13 protein-coding genes are annotated in these 16,152 nt (G+C 58.7%); 5 read left to right on the forward strand and 8 right to left on the reverse strand.

From position 1 onward, the window contains the following. The 7 genes from CKW31_RS15260 to mreB all read right to left on the reverse strand — a co-directional run bounded on the left by CKW31_RS15260 (position 1) and on the right by mreB (position 9,933). The gene (locus CKW31_RS15260; RefSeq protein WP_095096474.1) at positions 1 to 852 is read right to left on the reverse strand and encodes a carbon-nitrogen hydrolase family protein; all 852 of its coding nucleotides are present in this window, start codon (positions 850 to 852) and stop codon (positions 1 to 3) included. 136 nt (positions 853 to 988) lie between these two features. After that, a complete protein-coding gene (locus CKW31_RS15265; protein WP_095096475.1) occupies positions 989 to 4,807 on the reverse strand; it encodes a YhdP family protein in 3,819 nt (1,272 codons plus the stop codon). A 177-nt stretch (positions 4,808 to 4,984) separates the two neighbouring features. Next, positions 4,985 to 6,442 (reverse strand): ribonuclease G, encoded by a 1,458-nt coding sequence (gene rng / locus CKW31_RS15270; RefSeq protein ID WP_027902220.1) that lies wholly within the window; start codon positions 6,440 to 6,442, stop codon positions 4,985 to 4,987. Beyond that, positions 6,439 to 7,038, reverse strand: coding sequence for a nucleoside triphosphate pyrophosphatase (locus CKW31_RS15275; RefSeq protein WP_095096477.1), 600 nt, complete (start codon positions 7,036 to 7,038; stop codon positions 6,439 to 6,441). The genes rng and CKW31_RS15275 overlap by 4 nt, the downstream gene beginning before the upstream one ends. Positions 7,039 to 7,110: 72 nt before the next feature. Further along, complete coding sequence (gene mreD, locus CKW31_RS15280) at positions 7,111 to 7,602, reverse strand: rod shape-determining protein MreD (RefSeq protein WP_087264911.1); 492 nt, start codon at positions 7,600 to 7,602, stop codon at positions 7,111 to 7,113. Then, positions 7,595 to 8,677, reverse strand: coding sequence for a rod shape-determining protein MreC (gene mreC, locus CKW31_RS15285; RefSeq protein WP_371856754.1), 1,083 nt, complete (start codon positions 8,675 to 8,677; stop codon positions 7,595 to 7,597). Before mreC ends, mreD begins: the two co-directional genes overlap by 8 nt. 218 nt (positions 8,678 to 8,895) lie before the next feature. After that, positions 8,896 to 9,933 (reverse strand): rod shape-determining protein MreB, encoded by a 1,038-nt coding sequence (gene mreB, locus CKW31_RS15290; RefSeq protein ID WP_020292894.1) that lies wholly within the window; start codon positions 9,931 to 9,933, stop codon positions 8,896 to 8,898. 208 nt (positions 9,934 to 10,141) lie between these two features. Between mreB and gatC the strand changes: the two genes are divergently transcribed. The 5 genes from gatC to CKW31_RS15315 all read left to right on the forward strand — a co-directional run bounded on the left by gatC (position 10,142) and on the right by CKW31_RS15315 (position 14,978). Then, positions 10,142 to 10,429, forward strand: coding sequence for an Asp-tRNA(Asn)/Glu-tRNA(Gln) amidotransferase subunit GatC (gatC, locus tag CKW31_RS15295; protein ID WP_087264913.1), 288 nt, complete (start codon positions 10,142 to 10,144; stop codon positions 10,427 to 10,429). 15 nt (positions 10,430 to 10,444) lie between these two features. Beyond that, positions 10,445 to 11,896 carry an Asp-tRNA(Asn)/Glu-tRNA(Gln) amidotransferase subunit GatA gene (gene gatA / locus CKW31_RS15300; protein WP_095096483.1) on the forward strand — a complete coding sequence of 484 codons (1,452 nt, stop codon included), beginning with the start codon at positions 10,445 to 10,447 and terminating at the stop codon, positions 11,894 to 11,896. 11 nt (positions 11,897 to 11,907) lie between these two features. Next, positions 11,908 to 13,353 (forward strand): Asp-tRNA(Asn)/Glu-tRNA(Gln) amidotransferase subunit GatB, encoded by a 1,446-nt coding sequence (gene gatB, locus CKW31_RS15305; protein ID WP_095096485.1) that lies wholly within the window; start codon positions 11,908 to 11,910, stop codon positions 13,351 to 13,353. 150 nt (positions 13,354 to 13,503) lie between these two features. Next, the gene (locus CKW31_RS15310; RefSeq protein WP_095096488.1) at positions 13,504 to 13,881 is read left to right on the forward strand and encodes a septal ring lytic transglycosylase RlpA family protein; all 378 of its coding nucleotides are present in this window, start codon (positions 13,504 to 13,506) and stop codon (positions 13,879 to 13,881) included. A gap of 98 nt (positions 13,882 to 13,979) precedes the next feature. Further along, positions 13,980 to 14,978, forward strand: a complete 999-nt coding sequence (locus CKW31_RS15315) for a calcium/sodium antiporter (protein WP_371856750.1) — start codon at positions 13,980 to 13,982, stop codon at positions 14,976 to 14,978. On the opposite strand, the gene CKW31_RS15320 is transcribed toward CKW31_RS15315, so the two are convergent. Then, positions 14,975 to 15,916: an AEC family transporter gene (locus tag CKW31_RS15320; protein ID WP_095096492.1), complete on the reverse strand. Its 942-nt coding sequence runs from the start codon at positions 15,914 to 15,916 to the stop codon at positions 14,975 to 14,977. The two genes, CKW31_RS15315 and CKW31_RS15320, sit on opposite strands and share 4 nt — an antisense overlap. Positions 15,917 to 16,152: the final 236 nt, after the last annotated feature.

Consider the following 16,152-nt stretch of genomic DNA (forward strand, 5'->3'; position numbering starts at 1 on the left):
TCACTCCGAGGTCTGCACAGGCCGCACGGCGTCCTGCGTAAAAAATCGCCGGTGACTGGACACCGGCATCCGCGCCCTGATGGACGCCTGTTCTTCATTGTCCCGTTCGGCCAGCAACACCGCCTCGCCCTGCGCCTGTTCGGCCAGGACTCGCCCCCAGGGGTCGACGATCGCTGCATGCCCGTAAGTCTCCCGAGGCCCCGGATGGACCCCGCCCTGCGCGGCCGCCAGCAGATAACACTGGGTTTCAATGGCTCGCGCACGGATCAAAATGTCCCAATGCGCTGCGCCGGTAACGGCGGTGAAAGCCGACGGCGCAGTAATCAATTCAGCCCCTGCCGCTCGCAGGGCGGTATACAGCTCAGGGAAGCGCAAGTCGTAGCATACGGTCAAACCGAGACGCCCTACTGGCGTGTCGGCAACCACCACATTGCTGCCATGAGCATAGTCATCGGATTCCCGATAACGTCCACGACTGTCTGACACGTCCACATCAAACAAGTGCAGCTTGTCGTAGCGCGCCACATGCTCGCCATGTTCATCAATCAACAATGAACACGCGGTAATCTTGCCTTCAGGCTGATCATTTGGCGGTAAAGGTATGGTTCCGGCAACTATCCATAACTTGAGGTCGCGAGCGGCAAGTTTCAACCAGGGCAGGATGGGCCCGTGCCCTAACGCTTCGGCCCGACCAATATCGGCAACGTCGCGACGGCCCATGGCCGCAAAGTTTTCCGGCAACACCACCAGGCGGGCGCCAGAAGCTGCGGCTTGCTCCAGCAAGTGACGCGCCTGAGCCAGATTGCCCGGAACGTCGCTCTGGCTGACCATTTGAATCACGGCGAAAGACATGGCGGATTCTCCTCAAACGACACGCGACCCTCTGAATCCGGAGACTTTTTTCTGTAGGAGCTGACGAGCACCTACAGGGTATCGCGGCGTCTGGGCGTTAGCTCTCGTAATGGCTCCCACTGTACTCCATGACGAACTATTGAGGTTTTTCAAACGGCTTGTCGAACGTGATCTTCGGCTCTTTCCAGGGCCCTTCGACCTTGTACTGAACGCTGGCGAAACGTGCGACCCGATCGCCCAGCAGCTTATCGACCAGGAACAACGCGCCGCCAATAGCGGGCGCACCGACAATCAAAGCAGCAATCGGCAGGTTGTTCGTGACCGGCAGCGTGACCAGCAGCTTGGCATCGACTCGATCCTTGACCATGTCCAGCGTACCGTTCAGCTCCAGATTACTCGAAGGACCCGTCAGGGTAATCGGCGTTCGTGTGACATAAACACCATCGCTCGCGACCAGCAGGCCTTTGACTCTATCGTAGCTCAAGCCCTTGCCCAGCAAGTCCGAGAAATCCAGACGCAAGCGGCGGCCGATGGAGTTGAAGTTGAGCAGACCAAACACCCGCAATGCCTGTGCGCCGCCTTCCACCTCGACAAACTGGCCCTTTTCAAGTTTGGCATCCAGGCTACCGGAGAAGCGCTTGAGCGCCACCCAGGCCGGTGAACCGGGCCAGCGACCGTCGGCGTGCAACTCGAACTTTTCGGCGGTGACCGTCGGGGCAAACCCCCATGCCTTGAGGATGTCCCCCAGGTTCTTGCCTTCAACGTTGCCCCGATACCAACTGCTGGTTGAACCCGGCGTGCCTTCCCAGCCGCCCTCACCCTTCAAGCGTATGCCCTTGAGACCAAGATCCAGGTCAGACAGACGAATACCTGTGGGCGTCGGACGAACTTTCAGGGCCCAGGCCCCCAGTAACTGCTCGCCCTGAAATAGCTGTGTGACCTTCACGTCCAGCGCCGGAATCTGGCTCGGATCGACATCGGCCAAGGGGTCTGGTGCATTTTCCACAACGGCGGCAGCTGGATCAGGCGCAGGCAGCCGGACATAAAGCATGTCGATGCCAATGGGTGCGCTTTTTACATCGGGCAGTGTCGCCGTGCCCTTGGCAAGCTGGCTATCCAGCGAAAGCGCCCAATTGTCGGTGTTGCGTTTAAGTTGAACGCTGGCGTTGTCCAGCGTCGTGCCCATGGCGGTCAGCTTGCCAATCTGCAGGTCGACGTTATTGACCAATTGCTTGGCGCTCCCACCGGGATCATCACCGGCGTAACGTTTAACCATGGCTTGCCAGGGCGCGACATCGAGTTCCGAAAGTGAGCCCCTGACACGCAAGCCTTTTGCATCCGGCACAATTGCACCGCCGTCGCCGAGAAACACCTCGCCACGCCCCTCGCCCATTTTGCCCGGTGCAGCGGCGTAGGCCAGATTGGCCAGCTTGCCGTAGGCAAAACCGAAGCGGCGTTCTGCGCCCTGGAGTGTCATGCGGAATTCGCTGTCCAGACTGCTTTCAGCCGTTTTGCCGAACGGTGCAGGCAAATCCACTGCCACACCTTTCAGGCTGGAGTTGATCCGCAACGCACTATCTGTGCCCAGCGTCAGTTGAAGTTGATACGGAATATCGCCAGAAACAGGTAGCGCTTGGGTAACGCCCAGCCATTCAGTCAGCCGTTTTACGGTGACCTGGCCGTTGGCAACCACACGGGTAAGATTCGCACTGGGCGTGCCTTCGGCAGCGATTTCGGCGGTGACAGGACGATCGAACGCCTGCGCCTGAACACCCTTGCCACTCAACCCTTTAGCGTTATCAAAACGAAACTCGCCTTTCAATTGAGTCAGGTCCAGCGCCGGGTCAGCCAGTTTCAAACGTGCGCCCTGGGTGCTGAAGTCCACGGCGATTTTCGGCTCCTGCCCTTTGACCAGCGGGATATCCAGCTTCAGCTTGCCGTCCAGCGGCCCCGTGCCCTGCCATCCCGCGAAGGTACTGGCAGTACCAATAGGCGCCTCTTGCAGAATCTTCACACCATCGGCCAGTTGACCGGAAAAGTTACCGTCTACCAGCAAATGGCTGGGTTGTCCGGCTGGCGCGTGGGGAATGTTGACCACGACCTTGCTGACATCGGTATTGAGCAATTTGCCCTTGCTGGCTTTGACACGTACGCCGCTGTTCTCGACATAGACCTTGCCGTCCACACCGGTCAGCTGCGGCCAGCCAGGCTCGAAGTCCAGTGTCGCGTCGCGCACTTTGAAGAACAGGCTGATGACCCGAGCCGTATCTGCCGCGCTCTTGCTCAGCGAACCTTGATACTGGAAGAAACCCTGATCGACCTTGCCGCCAATGATTGCCGTACGCAGCCATTTGTCCAGATCCGGACTGAGGACAGCCGGCAGATACTTGCTGGTGTAACTGCCGTCGCCGTCGACCATGCCCACCCGCAGGTCCATATAATCCTCATCAGCCCGCTCATGGTCCAGATGCAGTCGAATCAGGAAGTCTGCAGCGATCTTGCCCTCATCACCCAGCACTTTGATGTAGGGCGCGATAAGCGTGAAGGTCTCGTCGTCCAGACGCCACGTCAAGCGAGCGTTGGCTTTTGGATAGGTCCACTCGTTTTTGAAGATCGGATACAGGTGCAGCATGAAGTTGTCGCTGTCGAGGCGCAGTTCACCCCGCCCAAGATCGCCGCTGATCGCGCCGCTGACATTACCTGCCGCCGGAGCACCGTGATAAGCATGAAATCCGATGTTTTCCAGATTGGCGTCAAAGCTCAGGCGCTTGTCACCCACCGCTTGCGGGCGGTAATCCACCAACGCGTTACGCAGCGCACCCGTCACCTTGAGGTTATCAACGACCTGCATGACGGTGTCGGGCAAAGGAGCCAGGGATTTCAACAGCGGCGTTACCGGAGTCAGATCGAGTCGGTCAGCCTGAACATGCCAGGTTTCTTCCTGATCAGGGGTGGCCATTTTTTGCTCAAGCTGAATACGGCTTTCCCAGCGCTTGCCGTTCAGGTCCATAGCGAGGGAGCCGAGGTTCACTTCAACACCGCTATCGCTTCGTTTGAGCCAGGCGTTGAGCGCCAGATTGTCGATCTTCGAGGATTTACGCTCGGCGTAAGCCGCTTTCAGCGTCGGGGCATTGAGGCGGGCAACAGCACTTTGCACAGTGCCTTTGCCCCAGCTCAGCCAAAGCTCGCCACCGGCCTTGAGGGTCGACACTTTCCATTGGCGGGTCAGGGTTTTGGGTAGCCACTTTGCCCAGTCGCTTTGCGGCAGGCTCAGATAGGCATCGGCTTCACCCTCTTTCCACGTTCTGGCCTGAATCCGCGAGCGGACGTTAAGGGCCAACGGCTGACCATCCGGAAGCGTCAAACGCGCGTCAAGGCGCTGATGAGTGCTCCCCGTCGCCAGACTGATATTCACGTAAGTCAGGGTCAGCGGTGCTTGCTCGAAAGGTTGCAGAGTGACCTGACTGTCGAGCAGCGACAGGCGCGAAACCACCTGCATCTGATTGAGAATCTGCTCGGGATCAAGGGGTTTGTCATCCCGGACCGGCAGCCCTTGCAGCGCCCATTGGCCGCCCTGATCCTCCTTGAGGATCACCTGCAGACCGTTGACTTCCACATGGGAAAGTCGCACATCCCACGCCAGCAAGCTGGCCCACAGATCGGGCTCGGCGCGCACTTCATCAAGACGCACAGCGTTCGCGCCCTCGCCGACCATCACATCGTTGGCAACGAAAACCGGTGAAAAGCCACGCCAACTGCCTTCAAGGCTGCCGATGGCCAAGGGCATGCCGACTGCAGTCTGCGCCTTGCTCTGAACCTCGACACGGTAACCCGCGACCAGCGGCGTCAGTTCCCGGCCAACGCTGACATACAGCGCCGCCATGACCAGAACCAGGGCGCAGAGACTCAGGCCCCAGCGAGTCAGGAGCGATGCCAAACGTGTCAGACGCCCCATTTCAGTGAGCCTCCGGACCGGGATGCACACCAACCGGCTTGCGTGAAATGGCCCCACTCAATGGTGCAGATACTGCCAAGGGTTAGCTCATTTACCACGCATAGTTCTCTGCTTGTGACGGCATGCATGCCGCTGGCCCTGAGGCACCGTTAACAATTCACTTTATCAGGCGCACTCTCAGAGCAGCACGACGTCGTATTGTTCCTGTGAATACATGGTTTCTACCTGAAAACGAATAGTGCGGCCGATGAACGCTTCCAGTTCCGCCACATTACCCGACTCTTCGTCCAGAAGGCGGTCTACCACCCGCTGGTTAGCCAGTACCCGGTAACCCACCGCCTGATAGGCACGGGCCTCACGCAGGATTTCGCGGAATATCTCGTAGCAGACGGTTTCCGGCGTCTTCAGCTTGCCGCGCCCCTGGCACGCATGACAAGGCTCGCACAGCACCTGCTCAAGGCTTTCACGGGTACGCTTGCGGGTCATCTGCACAAGCCCCAGCTCGGTGATGCCGATGATGTTGGTCTTGGCGTGATCCCGCTCCAGCTGCTTCTCAAGGGTACGCAGTACCTGACGCTGGTGCTCACCGTCTTCCATGTCGATGAAGTCAATGATGATGATGCCGCCCAGATTGCGCAGGCGCAGTTGACGGGCAATGGCGGTTGCCGCTTCCAGGTTGGTCTTGAAGATGGTTTCTTCGAGATTGCGATGCCCCACGAACGCGCCGGTGTTGACGTCGATGGTGCTCATCGCTTCGGCCGGATCAATCACCAGATAGCCACCCGACTTGAGCGGCACTTTGCGCTCAAGCGCCTTCTGAATCTCATCCTCTACGCCGTAAAGGTCGAAAATCGGCCGCTCGCCGGGGTAATGCTCCAGGCGGTCCGCGATCTCAGGCATCAGTTCAGCCACGAATTGCGTGGTTTTCTGGAACGTTTCCCGGGAATCGATGCGGATCTTCTCGATACGCGGGCTGACCAGATCACGCAGCGTGCGCAGCGCCAGACCAAGGTCTTCATAGATCACATTGGGCGGGCTGACGGTCTTGATCTGCTCACCTATCTGATCCCAGAGGCGACGCAGATAGCGGATGTCCATGAGGATTTCGTCAGCCCCGGCACCTTCGGCCGCAGTGCGCAGGATGAAGCCGCCAACCTCTTTGATGCCTTCAAGGGCGACGCAATCGCTGACCACTTTTTTCAGTCGCTCACGCTCGCCTTCATCCTCGATTTTCAAGGAAATCCCGACGTGCGCAGTCTTGGGCATGTACACCAGATAGCGCGAAGGAATCGACAGCTGCGTCGTCAGCCGCGCGCCTTTGCTGCCAATCGGATCTTTAGTGACCTGAACAACCAGGCTCTGACCTTCATGCACCAGAGCACTGATTGTTTCAACGGCAGAGCCTTCACGCATGGATATTTCCGAAGCGTGAATGAACGCCGCACGGTCCAGCCCGATATCAATGAACGCAGCCTGCATACCGGGTAAAACCCGGACAACCTTGCCTTTATAAATATTGCCGACGATGCCGCGACGCTGGGTCCGCTCGACGTGAACCTCTTGCAAAACACCGTTTTCCACCACTGCCACGCGTGATTCCATTGGCGTGATGTTGATCAGAATCTCTTCACTCATGACTTGTCACCTTCCTGGCCTTGCCAACAGGGTATGCCGAAACGGCCCAGCATTTCTGCGGTTTCGCATAGAGGCAAACCAACCACCGCGGAGTAGCTGCCCTGCAAGCCTTCGACGAAAATCGCCGCCAGGCCCTGAATAGCGTAGCTGCCTGCCTTGTCCTGAGGCTCGCCACTGGCCCAGTAAGTCTGGATTTCTGCAGTAGAGATCGAACGAAAACGGACCCGGCTGGAGACCACGCGAGTTTCGCAACCCCGTTGATTGACCAGCGCAATGGCCGTCAACACCTCGTGTTCACGCCCCGACAACGCCGTCAACATGCTCAGGGCATCCGCCTCATCCTGCGGTTTGCCGAGGATCCGACCGTCGAGCACCACCGCAGTGTCAGCTCCCAACACGCAGCCCTGACCATCGTCAAGCAAAGCCAGCCCGGCCTGTGCTTTGCCACGGGCAAGCCGTTCGACATAGCCCGTCGGGGTTTCTTCGTCTCGGGGAGTCTCATCGATCTGTGCACTGAGCACAGTGAAGCGAACACCAATCTGGGTCAGTAATTCCCGACGGCGCGGCGAGCCAGAGGCCAGAAAAAGCGGGGGCATTGGGACATCTCCGTGTCAAAGATCGTGATGCAGCCCCGAGCCAGAGATGCTCACCCGGGGCTACATGCTGCGTCAGTTGATTTTCAAACGCTTGCTCAAGCCTCGCAGGCCATAGCTGACCCAAGGCCATAACAAGGCACTGACCAGCGCAGGCAACACCAACGCCAGCGTTGGTTGTCGATTGCCGGTCAGGGCGCTGAGCCAGAGCTGCGCCAACTGGGCCAGCCCAAAGATAACCAACAGAATCAGGCACTGCTGCCACATGGGGAACATACGCAACCGCTGCTGCAGGGACATCACCAGAAAGGTGATCAGACACAGCGTCAGCGCGTTCTGCCCCAGCAATGTGCCGTACAGCACGTCCTCCATGAGACCCAAGAGCCATGCGGTGGTCATGCCGACCTTATGGGGCAGATACAGCGCCCAGAAAGTCACAAGCAGCGCCAGCCAGAGCGGACGAAAGATTTCCATGAACTGCGGCAGCGGCGAAACGCTCAACAGCAAACCGACGACGAAAGTGAACCAGACGACCCACCCGTTACGTTCCGGGGCATGACTAGCCATCGATTCTCTCCCGAGTGGCGGCAGGCGCGGCGGCCGGTGGCTTGGTCGCGGCAGGCTTTACAGGCGGCTTGCTGGCGGGCTTGGGTGCTGGCGTGGCCGGGGTTGCGGCCGGTGTTGCAGCTGGGGCGGCGGCAGGAGCTGCAGCACCATGGGCAGCGGGTACGGAATGAGCGGTCCCGGCGGGCGCGGCGGCATTATTGGCATTATTGACAGGAGCAGTAGCCGGTACGACAGCTGGATCGGCACCTTTCTCGATGGACTCCTGGGCGCGTGCGGCATCGGCAGCGCGCTCTTCCGGCGAACGACCGTCGGAGAACACCAGCAACAGGTAACGGCTTCGATTCAACGCAGCAGTCGGCACCGCCCGCACGATAGCGAACGGTTGCCCGGAGTCATGGATGACTTCTTTGACGGTTGCGACCGGATAACCGGCAGGAAAACGCTGACCCAGACCGGAACTGACCAGCAGGTCGCCTTCCTTGATATCAGCGGTGTCCGCTACGTGACGCAACTCCAGACGCTCCGGGTTACCCGTGCCACTGGCGATTGCCCGCAACCCGTTGCGGTTGACCTGTACCGGAATGCTGTGAGTCGTGTCGGTCAGTAGCAGCACACGCGACGTGTAGGGCATCAATTCGACCACTTGCCCCATCAGGCCTCGTGCGTCGAGCACTGGCTGACCGAGGACAACGCCGTCACGTTCGCCTTTGTTGATGATGATCCGGTGGGTAAAAGGATTAGGGTCCATGCCGATCAGTTCGGCCACTTCAACCTTCTCGTTGACCAGCGCCGAAGAGTTGAGCAACTCGCGCAGGCGAACATTTTGCTCGGTCAGGGCCGCGAGCTTTTGCAGGCGCCCTTGCAGGAGCAAGGCTTCAGTCTTGAGTTTTTCGTTTTCGGCGATCAGTTCGGTACGGCTGCCGAACTGGCTGGCCACACCCTGCATCAGGCGTTGCGGCAGATCGACGATCCAGTACGACTGCATCAGCACCAGCGACATCTGGCTGCGCACGGGCTTGAGCACGGTGAACCGCGCATCCACGACCATCAGCGCTACCGACAACACGACCAGCACCAACAGGCGCACACCCAACGAAGGGCCTTTTGCGAAAAGCGGTTTAATAGGCCGCTCCTCCGAAGCAAGATTCCAATCGGTTGTTGTTATTCATGGATACGCAACCGGCTTGAACAGGTGGAAAAAGTAACGCCATATTTTGGCGTCAGCCTAACGCATACAGGTAGCCAAATCGCTACCTGTACACATAAGGATGCATGATAGGTCCTGCTGGCGAGTTACTCGCTTGAGAGCAGATCCATCGTGTGCTTATCCATCATTTCCAGCGCACGGCCACCGCCACGCGCTACGCAGGTCAGCGGATCTTCGGCAACGATCACCGGCAGACCCGTTTCCTGAGCCAGCAATTTGTCCAGATCACGCAGCAAGGCGCCACCACCGGTCAACACCAGACCGCGCTCGGCGATATCCGATGCCAGCTCCGGAGGGGATTGCTCCAGGGCGCTTTTCACGGCCTGGACGATCGTTGCCAGAGATTCCTGCAGCGCTTCCAGCACTTCGTTGGAATTCAGGGTGAAAGCACGTGGAACGCCTTCAGCCAGGTTACGGCCGCGCACGTCAACTTCACGCACTTCACCGCCCGGGTAGGCAGTACCGATTTCCTGCTTGATGCGCTCGGCAGTGGATTCGCCGATCAGACTGCCGTAGTTACGACGCACGTAGGTGATGATCGCTTCGTCGAAACGGTCGCCGCCAACTCGCACGGATTCGGCATAAACCACACCGTTGAGCGAGATCAGAGCGATTTCAGTGGTACCGCCACCGATGTCGACAACCATCGAACCGCGAGCTTCTTCAACCGGCAGACCAGCACCGATGGCAGCGGCCATTGGTTCTTCGATCAGGAACACTTCACGGGCACCAGCACCCAGCGCCGACTCGCGGATGGCGCGTCGCTCAACCTGAGTGGATTTGCACGGTACGCAGATCAACACCCGAGGGCTTGGCTGCAGGAAGCTGTTTTCATGAACCTTGTTGATGAAGTACTGCAGCATTTTTTCGCAAACGCTGAAGTCGGCGATAACGCCGTCTTTCATTGGGCGAATAGCGGCGATGTTGCCCGGGGTACGGCCGAGCATGCGCTTGGCTTCCATCCCGACAGCAACGACGCTTTTCTGGTTTCCGTGGGTCCGAATGGCCACAACTGATGGTTCATTCAGAACGATGCCGCGCTCACGCACGTAAATAAGGGTGTTGGCAGTGCCCAGGTCGATAGACAGATCGCTGGAAAACATGCCACGCAGTTTCTTGAACATGGGAAAGGGACCCTAGGGAACGCGTGGGTAAAAAAGTGCGGCAAACTCTAACAACGACAGGGATTTTGGGCAAGGAGCCAATATGCTAAATTAGCTGTTTTTCCAAGCACGACCCTCGACGTTCGCGGCCTTCTGACCGTAGAAATGCGATAGTGTTCCTCAATCTACCACACGGATCCAATCCGTAGTCATTCCACTGGAGAAACCCATGGCGCTTGATCGCTCCGACGTGGAAAAGATCGCTCATCTGGCGCGAATTCGCCTGAATGACGCCGATATCCCGCGTACTACCGAAGCACTAAACAGCATTCTTGGGCTGGTTGATCAGATGCAAGCGGTCGATACCACCGGTATTGAACCCCTCGCCCACCCCCTCGAAGCGTCCCAACGCCTGCGCGAAGATGTGGTCACCGAGCGAAACCGCCGGGAAACCTATCAAGCCATCGCACCAGCGGTCCAAGACGGCCTCTATCTGGTTCCAAAAGTCATCGACTAAGGGAATGTGCCTTCAATGCATCAAATGACTCTGGCCGAGATCGCCCGCGGACTCGCCGATAAAAAGTTTTCTTCCGAAGAATTGACCCGTGTCCTGCTGGCGCGTATCACGCAGCTGGATCCGCAGCTCAATAGCTTCATTACCCTCACCGAAGACCTGGCCATCACCCAGGCGCAGGCCGCTGATGCCCGTCGCGCCGCCGGTGAAAACAATCCATTGCTGGGCGCACCACTGGCTCACAAGGACCTGTTCTGCACGCAAGGTATCCGTACCAGTTGCGCGTCTAAAATGCTCGATAACTTCAAGGCGCCGTACGACGCCACCGTCGTGGCCAAACTGGCCGCTGCGGGCACTGTGACCCTTGGCAAGACCAACATGGACGAATTCGCCATGGGTTCGGCCAACGAGTCCAGCCACTACGGCGCGGTGAAAAACCCGTGGAATCTTGACCATGTACCGGGCGGCTCCTCAGGCGGTTCGGCGGCTGCAGTGGCTGCGCGTCTGCTGCCTGCCGCCACCGGCACCGATACCGGCGGCTCGATTCGCCAACCGGCCGCACTGACTAACCTGACCGGCTTGAAACCGACCTACGGTCGCATTTCACGCTGGGGCATGATCGCCTATGCGTCGAGCCTCGATCAGGCGGGTCCGTTGGCGCGCAGCGCTGAAGACTGCGCGCTGCTGCTGCAAGGCATGGCTGGTTTCGACCCGCTGGACTCCACCAGCATCGACGAGCCTGTACCGGATTACAGCGCCAGCCTCAACGGCTCGCTGCAGGGCCTGCGCATCGGTCTTCCAAAGGAATATTTCAGTGCCGGTCTCGATCCGCGCATTGCAAATATGGTCATGGCCAGCGTCGAAGAGCTGAAGAAACTCGGTGCCGTGGTCAAGGAAATCAGCCTGCCAAACCTGCAACACGGCATCCCGGCCTATTACGTGATTGCTCCGGCAGAAGCGTCGTCCAACCTGTCGCGCTTTGACGGCGTGCGTTTCGGCCATCGCTGCGAAGAACCAAAAGACCTTACCGACCTGTACGAGCGCTCCCGCGCCGAGGGCTTTGGCCCGGAAGTACAGCGCCGGATTCTGGTCGGTGCCTACGCGCTGTCCGCAGGTTACTACGACGCCTACTACCTGCAGGCGCAAAAAATCCGTCGCCTGATCAAGAACGATTTCATGAGCGCTTTTGCCGAAGTCGATGTGATCCTCGGCCCGACCACGCCTAACCCGGCCTGGAAAATCGGCGCCAAGACCAACGACCCGGTCGCCGAGTATCTGGAAGACTTCTACACCATCACCGCCAACCTTGCGGGTCTGCCGGGCTTGTCCATGCCAGCAGGCTTTGCCGACGGTCTGCCGGTAGGCGTGCAATTGCTCGCCCCGTATTTCCAGGAAGGCCGCTTGCTGAACGTTGCTCATCAATATCAGCAAGTCACCGATTGGCATCTGCGCACGCCTGACGGCTTCTAAGGAGAAAACACATGCAATGGGAAGTCGTTATCGGGCTGGAGATTCACACCCAGCTTTCGACCCAATCGAAGATTTTCTCCGGCAGCGCCATCGCGTTCGGCTCCGAGCCCAACACGCAGGCCAGCCTGGTTGACCTGGGCATGCCCGGCGTATTGCCGGTGCTCAATAAAGAAGCCGTGCGCATGGCCGTCAAGTTCGGTCTGGCGGTAGATGCCGAGATCGGCCAGCACAACGTGTTTGCCCGCAAGAATTACTTCTATCCTGACCTGCCCAAGGGCTATCAGATCAGCCAGATGGAATTGCCGATTGTCGGCAAAGGCCACCTGGATATCACCCTTGAAGACGGCACGGTCAAACGCGTCGGCATCACCCGCGCGCACCTTGAAGAAGACGCAGGCAAAAGCCTGCACGAAGACTTCAGCGGCATGACCGGCATCGACCTGAACCGCGCAGGCACTCCGCTGCTGGAGATCGTTTCCGAGCCGGATATGCGTTCGGCCAAGGAAGCAGTGGCTTACGTCAAAGCCATGCACGCGCTGGTTCGTTATCTGGGCATCTGCGATGGCAACATGGCGGAAGGCTCGCTGCGCTGCGACTGTAACGTGTCGATCCGGCCAAAAGGCCAGGTTGAATTCGGGACTCGCTGCGAGATCAAGAACGTCAACTCGTTCCGCTTCATCGAGAAGGCGATCAACAGCGAAATCCAGCGTCAGATCGACCTGATCGAAGATGGCGGCAAAGTCGTGCAGCAGACCCGTCTTTACGATCCGAACAAAGACGAAACCCGCGCCATGCGCAGCAAAGAGGAAGCCAACGATTACCGTTACTTCCCCGATCCGGACCTGCTGCCAGTGGTGATCGAAGATTCGTTCATCGAAGAAACCCGCGCCACGCTGCCGGAGTTGCCTCCGCAGAAACGCGAGCGCTTCCAGAGCCAGTTCAGCCTGTCGGCCTATGACGCCAGCGTGCTGGCTTCCAGCCGCGAGCAGGCGGACTACTTCGAGCAAGTAGTCAGCATCAGCGGCGACGCCAAACTGGCTGCCAACTGGGTCATGGTCGAACTGGGCAGCCTGCTGAACAAGCAAGGCCTGGAAATCGAAGAATCACCGGTCAGCGCCGAGCAACTGGGCGGCATGCTCAAGCGCATCACCGACAACACCATTTCCGGCAAAATCGCGAAAATGGTTTTCGAGGCCATGGCCAATGGTGAAGGCAGCGCCGATGAGATCATCGAAAAACGCGGCTTGAAGCAGGTGACTGACAGCGGTGCCATCGAGTCGATGCTTGACGAGATGCTCGCGGCCAACGCCGAGCAGGTCGAACAGTACCGCGCTGCGGATGAAGCCAAACGCGGCAAGATGTTCGGCTTCTTCGTCGGTCAGGCGATGAAAGTCTCCAAAGGCAAAGCCAACCCGCAGCAGGTCAATGAACTGCTGAAGAAGAAGCTGGAAGGTTGATTTAAAAAACTCTAACGGCCACAACGACCTGTAGGAGTGAGCTCGCTCGCGATTCGGTATGCCATCCAGCGTATCTATCGAATGGCCTGACGCTATCGCGAGCAAGCTCACTCCTACAGATTGCGTCCAGGCATTCAAGGATCGCAACCCATGCTGCGGCTTCTCGGCACCACAGCCCTGTTCACCTTCCTGGTTGGCTGCGCCAGCCAGAATCAGATCATCGATCCTCGCGGTTACAACGAAACCGGCAATGCCTCCTATTACGGCGCCCGGCATCACGGCAACCGTACCGCCAGTGGCGAACCCTTTGATCAGAATGGACTCACTGCGGCCCATCGCCAATTGCCCTTTGGCACGCGGGTCAGAGTCACCAACCTGGATAACGATAAGACCGTTATCGTCCGGATCAACGATCGCGGTCCTCACACTCGTGGTCGACTGATTGATTTGTCACGTGCTGCCGCCGAGCAAATCGGTATGCTGCGCAGTGGCACCGCGCCTGTGCGTGTACAAAGTCTGAGCGACTAAGGACGCCCCGAATTCTCGAACTCTCATCCCTGCCGTTTCCCGACGTCCTTCAATGGATATGCGGCCTGCTGTTGCTGCTTATCGGAGCCGAACTCTCAGTGCGCGCTGCCGTGAGTCTGGCAACCACCCTTGGCGTGCGCCCCTTGTTCATTGGTCTGACATTTGTCGCACTGGGCAGCAGCGCGCCGCAAATGGCAGTCGGCTTGCAAGCAGCCTTCACTTCCAGCGCCGATATCGCTGTGGGCAGCGTGGTAGGCAGCACTATCTTCAATGTGCTGGTCACCCTTGGCCTGTGCGCCTTGATCATCCCATTGCGGGTTACACGGCAATTGGTGCGCCTGGAAATCCCGCTGATGGTGGTCGCCAGCGCTTTAGTGCTGGCCCTTTCCTGGAACGGTGTGCTGGGCGCTCTCGATGGCGCGATTCTGCTTGTGGGCCTGCTGGTCTACCTGCTGATCGTCCTGCGCCAATCCGGGCAGCGCTTTGCCTACCGCCAGTCAAGCGGGTCCGAGCACTCCCGCAAAACAGGCCAGGTACTGCTACGTCTCGGGGCATTGTTTACCGGGATAGCCTGCGTGGTGCTGGGCAGTCACCTGCTGGTGGCAGCGTCGGTGGTGATCGCGATGGATCTTGGTTTGTCTGAACGGGTGATTGGCCTCACCGTGATCGCAGTCAGTACATCCCTGCCCGCCCTGACCACTTCATTGATCGCCGCCCTGCGTGGCGAGCGTGATATCGCCGTGGGCAACGTGATTGGCAGCAACCTGTTCAATCTGCTGGGCGTGCTGGGCATCACCGCATTAATCGCACCAGTGCCACTGTCCGTCTCGCCCAACGCGCTGGATTTCGACCTGCCCGTGATGCTTGGCGTAGCAGCCCTGTGCATGCCGTTATTCTACTCCGGCTACCGAATCACCCGGATTGAAGGGTTGATGCTGCTGACGCTGTATCTGGCGTACGGGCTGCACATTGTGTCGTTTACCACCGGCATGCCGCTGGCCGACAAACTGGAGCGGCTAATGGTGCAATTTGTCCTGCCGGTGTTCGCGGTGATGATTGTCTTCAGCACCATCAGAGCATGGCGACGCCAGAACTAGATCCAGCCGCCCCATTGCAGGATAAAAATCCCGATATTGGTGGTCACCGCGGCCGCCAGTGTGGTGATCACGATAATCGCAGCCGCTAGCACATGATTGCCATTAGCCGCCCGGGCCATGACGTAGCTGGACGCAGCGGTCGGGCTGGCGAAGTACAGGAACAGAATCCCCAGCTCCGGCCCGCGAAAACCACACAGCCAGGCTGCCAGCGTAGACAACACCGGCAAAGTGACCATCTTCATCACGCTGGCGCTGACGGCCAGCTTGCCACTCTGATGCAGCGAACTCAGCGACAGCGTGCCGCCGATACAGATCAGCGCCAGAGGCAGGGTCATCTGCGCAAGGTAATTGCCCGATGTCTCGATCCAGTGCGGCAGCCCGATCTTGAAGTAGGCGAACGGCGAGGCAAGGATGATGCTGATGATCAGCGGGTTGCCCAGCACGCTTTTGAACAGGCTCCACGGGTCGGATTTGATTACCGGGCTGTACACCGCGAGCACAATGGTCGAGAGCGCGTTGTAGAAAAGGATGACCAGCGCCGCAAGGATCGCTCCCAGGGAAATACCGTAGTCGCCGTACATGCTGGCGGCCAGTGCCAGTCCGATTACGCCGTTGTTGCCACGAAAGGCGCCCTGAACAAAAACCCCACGGTCGACCAGCGGCACGCGCCAGATCGCCCAGCCCCACGCAAAGGCGAAACCGGCCAGGGTGATGATGGTGAAGAAAATCAGCAGCGATGGCTGCAATGCTTGACGCAAATCAGCGTGGATGATGCCGAGAAACAACAGCGCGGGCATCGTCACGTTAAACACCAGACTCGACGCAGTCATGATGAAACTGTCGTCGATCCAGTTGATGCGCTTGAGCAGCACACCCAGGAACAGCATGGCGAAAACCGGTGCGGTGATAGCCAGGGTCTGATAGAAAATGTCCAGCATCGTCGAACCCTGCCCCGTCGTTAGGTGGCTAATGATAAGCCAGCATAGACGATAGCGTTACAAGGAATTTCTGGCGTGCTTCGGTACAACCAATGCCGAGTGGCTTCTGTGGAAAATGCCAAGCCGTTACGCAAGCTGACATTACGACGTGGGACCGGCTTTAGCCGGGAAGAGGCTCGCATATCCACTACATCTTGATCGCCAGAAATGCAGCCTTCCCGGCTAAAGCCGGTCCC

Origin of the sequence: Pseudomonas sp. Irchel 3A5, from assembly GCF_900187575.1 — a bacterium.
Lineage (GTDB): Bacteria > Pseudomonadota > Gammaproteobacteria > Pseudomonadales > Pseudomonadaceae > Aquipseudomonas > Aquipseudomonas folii.